The following is a 12610-nucleotide window of genomic DNA, read 5'->3' as shown; positions in this document are numbered from 1 at the left end:
AGGCGCGGTGCCGGTCCGCCGGGCCGGCACCGCGCCTCCAGGCGGTCACCCTGCACGTTCCTTCCCAGAGCGGGCGCGATGGGAAGTGGAAACGGGCGTCCCTGGTCGGAAGGAACGACCAGGTACGCCCGAAACAGTCAGGTACGCCCGATTCGACCGGGTACGCGCGCGCGAAAGCGGGGCCCGTGCCGCCCCGGCACGGACCCCGCTCGTTGGCGGAGACGTCTAGCGCGCTGTCGCCAGCACGTCGTTCGTCCCCGCGGCGACGCTCACGGGTGCACCCGTGACCGGAGTGGGCCGTCCCAGGGAACGGACGGTCCAACCCGCCTTGACCCAGTCGGTGACCGGGAGGCAGTTGCGGGCGTCGATCACGAACCGACGACCGACGATGGCGGCGAGTTCGACCGGCGAGGCCTCGACGATGTCGTCCCACTCGGTGAGGACGAGCACGACGTCGGCGTCCTCGATCGCGTCGACCATCGACGAGGCGTACGAGAGCGTCGGGAACGAGCGTCGGGCGGTCTCCATCGCCTCCGGGTCCCACAGGGTGACCTGGGCGCCGCGCAGGTGCAGCGCGGCGGCGACGTTGAGCGCCGGCGAGTCGCGGACGTCGTCGGTGAGGGGCTTGAACGCCGCCCCGATCACCGCGACGCGACGGTTGAGCACGGAACCGTCGAGCGCGTCGATCGTCATGTCGATCACGCGTTCGCGCTGCCCCATGTTGATCTCGTCGACCTGCTGCATGAGTCCGACCACGCGGCCGGCACCGAGCTCGTTCGCACGGTGCATGAGCGCACGGATGTCCTTCGGCAGGCAGCCACCGCCGAAGCCGAGGCCCGCGTTGAGGAACTTCCGGCCGATGCGGGCGTCGTGTCCGAGGGCGTCCGCCAGGGTCGACACGTCGGCGCCGGTGATCGCGCACATCTCCGAGATCGCGTTGATGAACGAGATCTTCGTCGCGAGGAACGCGTTGGCGCTGACCTTGACGAGCTCCGCCGTGGCGAGGTCGGTCGTGATGACCGGGGTGCCCTCGGCGATGGGTGCGGCGTAGACCTCGCGGATCACGGCGTCGGCGGCCGGGGACGCACCGCCCCAGACCAGGCGGTCCGGGTGCAGCGTGTCGTCGACGGCCTTGCCCTCGCGGAGGAACTCCGGGTTCCAGATCAGCTCCGCGTCGATGCCGGCCGGCGCGAACTCGCGGACGATGCCACGCAGACGCGCAGCGGTGCCGACCGGGACCGTCGACTTGCCGACGATGACGCCGGGGTGCGTGAGGTTCTCGGCGACGCCTCGTGTGGCGTTCTCGACGTAGGACAGGTTCGCCGCGTGCGAGCCGGCCCGCTGCGGGGTGCCGACGCAGACGAAGTGGACGTCGGCGGCGGCCACGGCCTCGGCGATCGAGGCGGTGAAGCGGAGCTTGCCGCTCGCGACGTGCTTCGTGATGAGCTCCGGCAGACCGGGCTCGTAGAACGGGACCTCGCCGGCGGCGAGGGCGGCGAGCTTCGACGGGTCGACGTCCACGCCGATCGTCTCGAAACCCATCTCGGCCATCGCGGCCGCGTGGGTGGCACCGAGGTAGCCGGTGCCGATGACGCTGATGACGGGTGCGGGACGGGTGTCGGCCGCTGCGGTCGACTTCTTGGACGCGGTCATGGCGTGACCTCCTGCAGGTCGTAGTCGATGTCGTTGCGCTTGATGCCCTTCGCGAAGGTCGCGAGGCTGTCGGCGCGGGAGTTGAGTCGCCAGTCGTTCGTGGTGCGGGCACCGTCGACGATCGTGGTGGCCACTTCGCTGAAGTACGCGAAGCCGATGATGTCCTTGTTCGCGGGGTCGGCGAGGGCGTCGAACAGCGAGGTGATCCATTGGGACTTCTGGCCGTTCGAGGCGGTGCCGCCGGTCTCGGTGGCGCCGATCTCGTTGAGGACGATGTGCTTGCCGGGTGCGATCTGCCGGATCTGCGCGAGCGTGGCACCGAACGTGTTCTGGAACGTCGGCTGCTCGACGGCCTTGCGGTAGTAGCCGCTCATGCCGACCCAGTCGACGTACTGGGCACCCGGGTAGTAGTTCTCCATGTAGGCGAGGGTCTGGTACTTCGGGTTGCCGAGGTTGTCGATGCGCGTCGGCGACCAGTTCCAGATCGCGTACTGGTTGGCACCGTTGTCCTGGAAGACCTTCCAGACGTGCTGCCAGACCTTCTTGTACGAACCGGGATCGTTCTTCTGCGCACTCGACTCGGACCAGCTGTACCACTGGCCGTTCATCTCGTGGTCGAAGCGGATCACGAGCGGCATCCCGTTCGCCTTCACCGCCTGCGCGTACTTGGTGAGGTAGGCGTCGAACTTGCCGGAGAGGATGTCCTGGTTGGTGTACCCGGGCACGTACGGCTCGTCGTTGCCGGTGGCCGCGGGCACGGACTCCCACGTCATCATCGGCAGGCGACCGTTCGCCCAGGAGCGCTGCACGGCGCTGGCGTTGAAGTCCTGGTCGAAGCCCTGGAAGTACCCGACCATGTTCGTCGCGGTGCCGACCGCCTGCTGCACCTGGTCGTACTCGGACCAGCTGAAGGGCGACTGCGCCGTGTAGAGGCCGTACCAGCGGGACTGCTGGCCGAGGATCTGCGCCTTGCTCGGGGTGCTGATCGGCGTGGTGGTGGGGTCCTTCGACGGGCCGGTGTTCGGCTTCGTGACGGAACCCCCGGACCCACCGGAACCGCCGGAGCTGCTGGAGCCACCGGATCCACCCGAGCCGCCGGAGCCGGCCGCGTTGACGGAGGTACCGGACCCGCCGGAGGAGGACGCGCCTCCAGTCCCGCTCTTCGCCGCGCCGAGCTCGGACTGCAGCGACGCGAGCTGCGCCTTGAGCTGCGTGATCTGGTCGGCACGCGACCCGGCCTGCGCGCTGCTGGAGTCGAGCTTGCCCTCGAGCGCCCAGATCTTCTCCTGCGCGGCGTCGAGCTTCGTCTGGAGCTCGGCGGCGGAGACCTTCTTCTTCGGCGGGGTGACCCCGAGCGCCTGGTGGACCGCGGTCGACACGGAGCCGGCCGGGGACACCCAGACGTTCCAGGTGATCAGCCCGAGGACGATGACGATGGCGGTGGTGCCGATGGCGGTGAGCCGAGCGTGCTTGCTGGACTGGGCCCACCACGTACTTGAGGATCGGATGAGGTCAGACAATGAGGAAGGCCTCCAGGGCGAAGACCGCGATGCCGATGCAGTACGGGATCGCGGCGTACGGGTTGTACCGGCGGACGCGTGCGGGAGCCTGCTTCGCGGGTGCCGGAGCGACGGAGGCCTGCGCGGCGGACCGGCGCGTGGCGAGCACCGTCGCGGTGGAGTTGGTGGTGGCGTCGGGGCCGAACAGTTCGTCGAACGCGCGGTCCGCGGCGCGCTGGTCCGCGGCGGCCGTGGGGTCAGCAGCGAAGGCGGCGACGGCCGGGTCCGTGGGGACGGCGTCGATCGGGCTGACCGGGGCCCGCGTCCCGACGGCCGTCGGCTGCACGGCGTCGGCGGGGTCCTCTTCCATCGGCCCGCCGGCGTAGGCACCGGCGCGGGTCCCCCAGCCGGACGCGTGCGCCAGGCGGAAGAAGCCGATGAGGCGGATCGGCATGAGGAAGAACGTCGACACGATGATGAACATCGGCAGGCGGAAGAAGTCGCTCGGCTTCTCGGCGAGGTGCCGGATCTGTCGGATCGCCATGCTGAGGACGGACGAGACCACCATGAGGGCGGCGACGTAGATGAACCCGGTGGAGAACCCGTACTGGTGCAGGATCCCCTCGTACAGGTTCGAACCCTGACCGGTGAGGCCGCGGTAGATCCAGCCGGCGATCACGCCGAAGAGCATGAACGGCAGGATGATGTCGGTCAGGAAGAACAGCGCGAGGATCGGCGCGTGGCCGAGCATCCACGGGAGCATCCGCAGCGTGTTGTACTGCGAGCCACGGGCCCAGCGGAGCTGCTGCTTGAACAGCTTCTTCACCTGGAGCGGGGCGTCCGTGTAGACCAGCGACGTGTACTGGTAGACGGTGCGGTACCCCTCCTTGAGCGTGAGGTTCGTCAGCGTCCGGTCGTCGGACACCTCGAGGAACACGCCCATGAACTTCTCGTGCATGAAGCGGTCCATGACACGCACGAGGATGTCGCGTCGGAAGGCGATCGTGCGTCCGGGCAGGCAGCCGATCTGGCCGAGAACGCTCTGCGCGGGCATCGAGTACAGCGCGCGGGAGTTCTCCAGCCAGTCCGCCCAGCGGGTGATCCAGCTGCGCTCGGGCTCCAGGATGCGCTGACGGGTGGTCACGCCACCGACCGAGGCGTCGGCGAACGGCTTGAGCAGTTCGTCGAGCGTGCCGGGGGTCCAGACCGTGTCCGAGTCGACGAGCACGGTGATGTCGCCGGTGGACATCTCGGTGCCGACCTTGACGGCGTTGCGCTTGCCCGGGATGGGCGTGTGGGTCCAGCGGACGAGTGGGGCGAACTCGTCGCAGACCGCTTCGAGGGCCTCGTTCCGGGCGCCGTTGATGACGACGATGATCTCGCCGGGACGCTGCTCGACCATGCGGCCGATGACGTCGCGGAAGAGGTCGAGCGGTTCGTCCACGACGGGGACGACGACGCTCGTGGTGCCGGTGTAGGTACCGGTGTAGGGGCGGTAGCGGGCGGAGAGGACGACCTTGAGCAACCAGAGCAACCAGATCACCGCGGAGTACACGGCGAAGAGGTAGAACTCGGGGTGCCCGTCGACCATCTGCCTGATCTGCAGAATGAAGGTGAACATCGATCCCTGCTTCAACGTTCGAGGTGGGTGATTCCGCGCCATCGGGAAATCGGGGTCGGTTCGGGTGACCCCATTGATGCAGAAAGCGGACCGGCCTCGCAACGCGGCCCCCGTCCGGGGGCGTTACGGGGACGTTACGGGGTACGTCGCGGTCCCCCTCGCGTCGTGGCGATCGTGTCCGCACTGCTGCTGACAGCACTCCGGCGGACGCGTTTCACCCTGCCACTCACCCTGCGCGGGTCGAGCAGCGGCCTGGAGGCGCGGATCACCTCCGCAGGAAAGCCCTGTTCCGGGCGTGGTCGCCGGGCGCGGCGCACGTCCGCGGCGGGGGCGCTGCGCCGACGGCGCGATCCGTCGATCACGGCGCGGTAACGGCGCGCGGCGTCGCCGGCATCGGGGTACACGCCATCACGAACGGGGGACGGCTCGTGTTACGTCGAATTCACTTCCGAGGACCTGTCGACGAGCCACGAAACACGTCGGTCCGGGCGTGTCGCGCGCGCGACAGGTGTCGGGTGCGGCCGGGCGAGGGCGTCGTGGCACCCACCCGTCAGGCGCCGTAGAACTCGCGCTCGAACACCTGCCGCGCACGCCGCGTGACGCCGAGGTAGTCGTCCTCGAGCTGCGACGCCGACCCGGGCGGGTACTCCATCAGGCGCGCCACGCCCTCGAGCTGGATGCGGTCCACGGGCAGCACGTCGGTGGTCTTCCCCGACCAGAGCACGAGCGCGCTCCGGGTCCGGGAGGCGAACCGCCACGCGGCACCCAGGCGTTCGGCGTCCTCGGCCCCGATGAACCCGGCCTCGGTCGCGGCGTCCAGGGCCTCGAGCGTCGACGTGGTCCGGAGCCCCGGCACGCTCAGCGCGTGCTGCAGCTGCAGGAGCTGGACGAACCACTCGACGTCGCTCAGCGAGCCCCGGCCGAGCTTGAGGTGCCGTGCGGGATCGGCACCACGCGGGAGTCGTTCGGACTCGACGCGGGCCTTGATGCGCCGGACCTCACGGACCTCCTGGTCGTCGATGTGGTCCGGGTACCGGGTGCGGTCGGCGAGGTGCTCGAAGTCACGCAGGAGCTGCTGGTCCCCCACGGCGCCGCGGGCCCGGAGGAGCGCTTGCGCCTCCCACGTCAGCGACCAGCGGGCGTAGTACGCGCCGTACGAGTCGAGGGTGCGGACCACGGGGCCGTTCTTGCCCTCGGGGCGCAGGTCGATGTCGAGGTCGAACGGGTGGATCGCGTCGTCGGTCAGCCGGGCGAGTTCGCGGACGATGGTCTGGGCCGCGCGCGACGCCTGCTCGGAGGGGATCTCCGCCGGGGCCCGGTACACGTAGAGGACGTCGGCATCGGATCCGAAGCCGAGTTCCCGCCCGCCGTACCGTCCCATCGCGATGACGCCGAACTCCAGGCCGGCCGGGGCGTCCCGGCGGGCCAGGGTCAGCGCACCGGCGAGGGTCGACTCGGTCACGTCGCTCAGCGCGGGGCCGAGGGCGTCCACGTCGAGCTGCCCGAGCACGGCGGCCATGCCGAGGCGCAGGGTCTCCCGTCGTCGGGCGGACCGGACGAGTGCCGCGGCACCGTCGACGTCGTCACCGTGCCGCGCGGTGGTGGCCGTGACCTCGGCGAGGAGCGACTCGATCGGTCGCGGGCGCAGTAGGGTGTCCGGTTCGTCGAGCCAGGCCACGGCCTCGGGGAAGCGCTCGAGCAGCCCGGACAGGAACGCTGACTCGGACAGCACGGTCGTGAGCGAGTGCGCGGCACCCGAGGAGTCCCGGAGCATGCGGAGGAACCAGCTCGACTCCCCCAGGGTGTCGCTGAGCCGGCGGAAGGCCAGGAGTGCGCGGTCGGGGGCCGGTCCCTCCGCCATCCACCGCAGCAGCACGGGGAGCAGGTTCCGCTGGATCGCCGCGCGACGGCTCGTGCCCTGGGTCAGCGCCCGGATGTGGCTCAGCGCGCCGGCCGGGTCCGCGAAGCCGATCGCGCCGAGGCGGTCGACGGCCTGGTCGCTCGTCAGCACGATGTCACCGTCGCTCGCGGCCACGGCGGACAGGAGCGGACGGTAGAAGAGCCGCTCGTGCAGGCCGCGGACCTCGAGCTTCACGCCGCGCCAGCGGGTCTCGAGCGCGGACGCCGACTTCGCGAGGCCGCTCGACCTCGCCAGGACCCGCAGTTCCTCTTCGTCGGAGGGCATCAGGTGCGTGCGCTGGAGTCGCCGGAGTTGGATCCGGTGCTCGAGCACCCGGAGCAGGGCGTAGTCGGGGCCGAAGCGTGCGGCCTCCGGTCGCCCGACGTAGCCGGCGTCGGTGAGGGCGTCCATCGCCTCGAGCGTCGAACGGACCCGCACGGACTCGTCGTCGCGACCGTGCACGAGCTGCAGGAGCTGCACCGTGAACTCGACGTCGCGCAGGCCGCCGGGACCGAGCTTCAGCTGCCGGTCGACCTCGGCGTCCGGGATGTGCTCCGTGACCCGCTCCCGCATGCGCTGCACGGACTCGACGAACCCGGGACGCTTCGCGGAGTTCCACACGAACGGGCCGACGGCGGCGGCGTAGCGCTCCCCCAGGTCGGCGGACCCGGCGATCGGCCGCGCCTTGAGCAGCGCCTGGAACTCCCACTCCTTCGCCCAGCGCTCGTAGTACGCCACGTGCGAGTCGAGCGTCCGGACGAGTGCGCCGTCCTTGCCCTCCGGTCGGAGGTTCGCGTCGACCTCCCACAGCGCGGGCTCGGCGGCGAGGTCGGTGATGGCGTGCGTGGCCGCGATCGCCAGGCGGGTGGAGATGAGGACGGCGCGGTCGGTGCCGATGGTGTCGGTGGGCTCCGTGACGAAGATGACGTCGACGTCGCTGACGTAGTTGAGCTCCCGCGCACCCGCCTTGCCCATCGCGATGACGGCGAGCGGGGTCGCGGCGACGTCGGCCGCCGGGAACGGTACCTCACGCCGGGCGACGTCCACCGCGGCCTCGAGCGCGGCGCCGGCGAGGTCGGCCAGCCCCGCGGCCACGGCCGGGAACGCCTCGGTCGGCGACACGTTCAGGACGTCGAAGAGGGCGATCTGCGCCAGGTGCCGGCGGTAGCGCACCCGGAGCCGGAGCCGGGCGTCCTCACCCGTGGCACCGTCGATCGCGGCGAGCAGCGACTCCGTGTACCGCTCCTGCGACCACGGCTCGGTCACCGGGTCGAGCAGCAGCGCGATCTCGGCCGGTCGGCGGTGCAGGAACTCACCGAGCCCGACCGACGCGCCGAGCAACCGGACGAGGCGTTCGGTGGCCGCCTCGTCGGCGAGCACCGGACGGAGCTCGTCGGGCGCGCGCTCAAGCAGCCGCTCGAGCGCGCGGAGCGCGCCGTCCGGATCGGCGGTCGACTCCCACAGGGCCGCGGCGTCGCTCACCGGGACCTGCAGGTCGGAGCCGAACCGTGCCTCCAGGTCGGCGATCCGCTGCAGGCTCTCCGAGAGCTCCGCGAAGCCCAGGCGGGCCAACTCGGAACGTGACGTCGTCGTCCGGCCGGTCATCTGGCGCGTGTCCCGCGGACCGTCAGAGCGCGCCGAGGTTGGTGTCGAGCTCGAACGGCGTGACCTGGTCGCGGTAGCGCTTCCACTCCTGCCGCTTGTTGAGCAGCACGAAGTTGAACACCTGCTCGCCGAGCGTCTCCGCCACGAGCTCCGAGTCCTCCATGAGGCTCAGGGCGTGGTCGAGGCTCGCCGGCAGCTGGCTGTACCCGAGGGCGCGGCGTTCGGAGTCCGTCAGGCTCCAGACGTTGTCCTCTGCCTCGGGCGGGAGCTCGTAGCCCTCGTCGATGCCCTTGAGGCCCGCGGCGAGCAGTAGCGAGTACGCCAGGTACGGGTTCGCTGCCGAGTCGATGCCGCGGTACTCGACGCGGGCGGACTGGCCCTTGTTCGGCTTGTACAGCGGGACGCGGACGAGCGCCGAGCGGTTGTTGTGGCCCCACGTCACGAACGACGGGGCCTCGTCGCCGCCCCAGAGGCGCTTGTACGAGTTCACGAACTGGTTCGTGACCGCCGTGATCTCCGGCGCGTGCTTGAGGACACCGGCGATGAAGTGCTTCGCGGTCTCGGACAGCTGGTACTGGCCGCCGGCCTCGTAGAAGGCGTTCTGGTCGCCCTCGAACAGCGAGACGTGCGTGTGCATCCCCGAGCCGGGCTGGCCCGAGATCGGCTTCGGCATGAACGTCGCGTAGACGCCCTGCTCGATCGCGACCTCCTTCACGACGGTGCGGAACGTCATGATGTTGTCCGCCATCGTGAGCGCGTCGGCGTAGCGCAGGTCGATCTCGTTCTGGCCCGGGCCGGCCTCGTGGTGGCTGAACTCCACGGAGATGCCGAGGTCCTCGAGCATGCGGACCGAGCGACGACGGAAGTCGTGCGCGCTGCCGCCGGGGACGTTGTCGAAGTAGCCGGCGCGATCGACGGGCTGCGGGCCGCCGTCCTGCCAGTCGCGGCTCTTCAGCAGGTAGAACTCGATCTCCGGGTGCGTGTAGAACGTGAAGCCGCGCTCGCTCGCCTTCGCCAGCGTGCGCTTCAGCACGTTGCGGGGGTCGGCGACGGCGGGCTGACCGTCCGGCGTCGTGATGTCGCAGAACATCCGCGCAGTGGGGTCGATCTCGCCGCGCCACGGGAGGATCTGGAACGTCGAGGGGTCCGGGTGGGCCAGGACGTCGGCCTCGTAGCTCCGCGTCAGGCCCTCGATCGCGGAGCCGTCGAACCCGATGCCCTCGGCGAACGCACCCTCGACCTCGGCCGGGGCGATCGCCACCGACTTCAGCGTCCCGATGACGTCCGTGAACCAGAGTCGGATGAACTTGATGCCCCGCTCCTCGATGGTGCGGAGCACGAAGTCCGTCTGCTTGTCCATTGACGCCCTTTCCGTGGTGCAGCTGGGATGCTCAGCCTATTGGTCTTCGTCGTCCCAACGCTCGTTGTTCGCCTTGATCCGGTCCAGGGCGTGTTGCGCTTCCTCACGCGTGTCGAACGGGCCGATGCGGTCGCGCTGCGGGGACTGCGGGCCCTGCTCGACGGCGTGCGTCTTCTCGTTGAACCACCACTGGGACTCGATGCGTTCGTCGCTCATGCCGCCACCGTACCCATCCGGCGTGTGCGCGGGGCCGCGCTGCTCACCGGTGCCGGATCTGTCGCTTCCGTCGAAGCGACAGATCGCCGCCGAACATCGGTGGGTATCTGTCGCCTCGGCGGACCGGATGCCGCGCGGAGCGCGGATCTGTCGCTCTGGCGGACCGGACGCGGAGGTGGACCGGACGTGGCAGAGGCGCACCTTCGGGGCGCGCCCCGCGCGCATGGTGACCGCCTGGAGGCCCGGTGCCGGCCCGGCGGACCGGCGCCGGGCCTCCAGGCGGGCACGTCGCACCCCGCACCCGCGTCGCGGGGACCGCGCACCTGGCTAGAGTGGTCCGCATGCCCCGGGACGAACACGGACACCTGACCGCTGGCCGCCTCTCCCCGCAGCGGCCCGTCCCGAAGGACATCGAGCGCCCCGAGTACGTCGGCCGGGCGGAACCGCACGAGCACGGGCTCGGCGACACCTACACGCCGGACGAGGTCGAGCGCATCCGGGTCGCCGGCCGCATCGCCTCCCAGGCCATCGACGCCGTGGGCGAGGCGATCCGCCCTGGGGTCACCACCGACGAGCTCGACCGCATCGGCCACGAGTTCGTCGTGTCGCACGGCGCCTACCCCTCGACGCTCGGCTACCGCGGGTACCCCAAGTCGCTCTGCTCCAGCCTCAACGAGGTCATCTGCCACGGGATCCCCGACGACACCGTCCTGCAGGAGGGTGACCTCGTCAACATCGACATCACCGCCTACAAGGACGGGATGCACGGCGACACGAACCGGACCTTCATCGTCGGCGAGGGCACGCAGGAGGTCCGCGACCTCGTCTCGCGGACCGAGGAGGCGCTCCGTCGGGGCATCCGCGCCGTCGCCCCGGGCCGCCAGGTCAACGTCATCGGCCGCGCGATCGAGGCGTACGCGAAGCGCTTCGGCTACGGCGTCGTCCGTGACTACACGGGCCACGGGGTCGGGCGGGCCTTCCACTCGGGGCTGATCATCCCGCACTACGACGCACCCCGCTTCGACGACGTCATCGAGCCCGGCATGGTCTTCACCATCGAACCGATGCTCACGCTCGGCGGCATCGAGGCGGACATCTGGGCCGACGACTGGACCGTCTCGACGCGGGACAAGTCGTGGACCGCACAGTTCGAGCACACCCTCGTCGTCACCGAGCGCGGCGCGGAACTCCTCACCGTCTCCTGACACCCCTACCGAAAGGCTCCTCATGACCTCCCTCGCAGTCGGCGTCGACATCGGCGGTACGGGCATCAAGGGCGCGATCGTCGACGTCACCACCGGCGAACTCACCACGGACCGGATCAAGAAGGCCACGCCCGAGGGCGGGAAGCCGCACGACATCGTGGCGGTGGCGAAGTCCATCGTCGAGGAGCTCGCCCCCGCGGCGGACGTGCCGGTCGGGGTCTGCTTCCCGGCGATCGTCCGCGACGGCAAGACGATGTCGGCCGCGAACGTGTCGAAGAAGTGGATCGGCTTCGAGGCCGAGGCGCTCTTCGAGAAGGAGCTCGGCCGCTCCATCCACTTCGTGAACGACGCCGACGCCGCCGGGTTCGCCGAGCAGCAGTTCGGCGCGGCGAAGGGCAAGGACGGGCTGGTCGTCGTCACGACCCTGGGAACGGGCATCGGCAGCGCGCTCATCAACGACGGCGTCCTCATCGTCAACTCGGAGCTCGGACACCTGGAGATCGACGGGCACGACGCCGAGTCGCGGGCGTCCTTCGCGGCCAAGGAGCGGGACGACCTGTCCTGGAAGCACTGGGCGAAGCGGCTGCAGAAGTACTACTCGACGCTCGAGGCCCTGCTCTCCCCCGAGCTCTTCGTCGTGGGCGGCGGCGTGTCGAAGCAGTACGAGGAGTTCCTCCCGCTGCTCGACCTGCAGGCGGACATCATCCCGGCGACCCTCCGCAACAACGCGGGCATCATCGGCGCCGCGACCCTGGCGGCGCGCTCGCAGTCGTAGCGCGCGCGTCCGGCCCGCCGGCTCGGACGTCGAGGTCGCACGATCGGCCGCCCGAGCCCGCTCCCGGGCGGCACTTCGCGCGACCTCGGCACCCCGGCCGCTAGACTGACACCCGCGAATGGGTCGGTGAGACGGTCGCGTCACTCCCCCGGGAGTGCCGAGGAACGTCCGGGCTCCACAGAGCAGGGCGGTGGGTAACACCCACCCGGAGCAATCCGCGAGACAGTGCCACAGAAAGCAGACCGCCGGCGGCGACGTCGGTAAGGGTGAAACGGTGGTGTAAGAGACCACCAGGGGTCCGGGTGACCGGATCCGCTCGGTAAACCTCGCCCGGAGCAAGGTCAGACAGAGGACGCTGAGGCTGCTCGCCGAGTCCTCGGGTAGACCGCTGGAGGCCGACGGCAACGTCGGTCCGAGAGAGATGGCCGTCACCGCCACGCAAGTGACGGGACAGAACCCGGCGTACGGCCGGCCCATTCGCATCACACACGAGCGGCGTGTGCCTCGCACCGTGCGACGCGGGCGCGCCAGCGTGCGAGGTTCCGCGCTGTGTGCGAGGCGCACACCCTCGCACCGAGAGCGGAACCTCGCACGGTACGCGCCATCGCACGGTGCGCGCACCGCACGACGCGCGCGCGGACGGCCTGGAGGCGGGGGGGGCGCCGGGCCCCCCCCCCCCCGGGGGGGGGGGGGGGGGGGGGGGGCCCGGGGGGGGCCCCCCCGGGGGGGGGGGGGGGGGGGGGGCCCCCAACCCCCCGCCCCGCCCCCAGGTTGCC

General features: G+C 70.6%; 8 protein-coding genes and 1 other RNA gene. 3 read left to right on the top strand and 6 right to left on the bottom strand.

All coding sequences use genetic code 11. The annotated features are described in order from the left end of the window. Positions 1 to 225: 225 nt before the first annotated feature. The 6 genes from ABIC61_RS18355 to ABIC61_RS18330 all read right to left on the bottom strand — a co-directional run bounded on the left by ABIC61_RS18355 (position 226) and on the right by ABIC61_RS18330 (position 9854). On the bottom strand, positions 226 to 1653 hold the full coding sequence (locus ABIC61_RS18355) for a UDP-glucose dehydrogenase family protein (RefSeq protein ID WP_354031055.1): 1428 nt from the start codon (positions 1651 to 1653) through the stop codon (positions 226 to 228). Continuing rightward, entirely contained in the window at positions 1650 to 3173 is a 1524-nt protein-coding gene (locus ABIC61_RS18350; RefSeq protein WP_354031054.1) for a glycoside hydrolase family 26 protein, read from the bottom strand. The genes ABIC61_RS18355 and ABIC61_RS18350 overlap by 4 nt, the downstream gene beginning before the upstream one ends. Continuing rightward, entirely contained in the window at positions 3166 to 4773 is a 1608-nt protein-coding gene (locus ABIC61_RS18345) for a glycosyltransferase family 2 protein (protein ID WP_354031053.1), read from the bottom strand. Before ABIC61_RS18345 ends, ABIC61_RS18350 begins: the two co-directional genes overlap by 8 nt. A gap of 550 nt (positions 4774 to 5323) precedes the next feature. After that, positions 5324 to 8278, bottom strand: coding sequence for a bifunctional [glutamine synthetase] adenylyltransferase/[glutamine synthetase]-adenylyl-L-tyrosine phosphorylase (locus ABIC61_RS18340; protein WP_354031052.1), 2955 nt, complete (start codon positions 8276 to 8278; stop codon positions 5324 to 5326). Positions 8279 to 8300: 22 nt separating this feature from the next. Continuing rightward, positions 8301 to 9638, bottom strand: coding sequence for a type I glutamate--ammonia ligase (gene glnA, locus ABIC61_RS18335; protein WP_079235857.1), 1338 nt, complete (start codon positions 9636 to 9638; stop codon positions 8301 to 8303). A gap of 36 nt (positions 9639 to 9674) precedes the next feature. Beyond that, positions 9675 to 9854, bottom strand: a complete 180-nt coding sequence (locus tag ABIC61_RS18330) for an SPOR domain-containing protein (protein ID WP_022906735.1) — start codon at positions 9852 to 9854, stop codon at positions 9675 to 9677. A 341-nt stretch (positions 9855 to 10195) separates the two neighbouring features. Between ABIC61_RS18330 and map the strand changes: the two genes are divergently transcribed. The 3 genes from map (at position 10196) to rnpB (ending at position 12314) form a co-directional block, all read left to right on the top strand. Then, positions 10196 to 11059 (top strand): type I methionyl aminopeptidase, encoded by an 864-nt coding sequence (gene map / locus ABIC61_RS18325; RefSeq protein WP_354031051.1) that lies wholly within the window; start codon positions 10196 to 10198, stop codon positions 11057 to 11059. 22 nt (positions 11060 to 11081) lie between these two features. Continuing rightward, entirely contained in the window at positions 11082 to 11834 is a 753-nt protein-coding gene (ppgK, locus tag ABIC61_RS18320) for a polyphosphate--glucose phosphotransferase (protein ID WP_144750151.1), read from the top strand. 119 nt (positions 11835 to 11953) lie between these two features. Next, positions 11954 to 12314: RNase P RNA component class A (rnpB, locus tag ABIC61_RS18315), an RNA gene on the top strand. The last annotated feature ends 296 nt before the right edge of the window (positions 12315 to 12610 follow it).

The organism is Curtobacterium sp. 1544 (assembly GCF_040544915.1).
Lineage (GTDB): Bacteria > Actinomycetota > Actinomycetes > Actinomycetales > Microbacteriaceae > Curtobacterium > Curtobacterium pusillum_C.
The sequence above is the reverse complement of the archived record's forward strand: the minus strand, read 5'-3'. Positions and strand labels throughout refer to the sequence as shown.

Excerpts from the sequence above, each read along its gene's own strand:
- ABIC61_RS18345 (WP_354031053.1), bottom strand. The coding sequence starts at position 4,773 with ATGTTCACCTTCATTCTGCAGATCAGGCAGATGGTCGACGGGCACCCC.
- ABIC61_RS18355 (WP_354031055.1), bottom strand. The coding sequence starts at position 1,653 with ATGACCGCGTCCAAGAAGTCGACCGCAGCGGCCGACACCCGTCCCGCA.
- map (WP_354031051.1), top strand. The coding sequence starts at position 10,196 with ATGCCCCGGGACGAACACGGACACCTGACCGCTGGCCGCCTCTCCCCG.
- ppgK (WP_144750151.1), top strand. The coding sequence starts at position 11,082 with ATGACCTCCCTCGCAGTCGGCGTCGACATCGGCGGTACGGGCATCAAG.
- ABIC61_RS18330 (WP_022906735.1), bottom strand. The coding sequence starts at position 9,854 with ATGAGCGACGAACGCATCGAGTCCCAGTGGTGGTTCAACGAGAAGACG.
- ABIC61_RS18340 (WP_354031052.1), bottom strand. The coding sequence starts at position 8,278 with ATGACCGGCCGGACGACGACGTCACGTTCCGAGTTGGCCCGCCTGGGC.
- glnA (WP_079235857.1), bottom strand. The coding sequence starts at position 9,638 with ATGGACAAGCAGACGGACTTCGTGCTCCGCACCATCGAGGAGCGGGGC.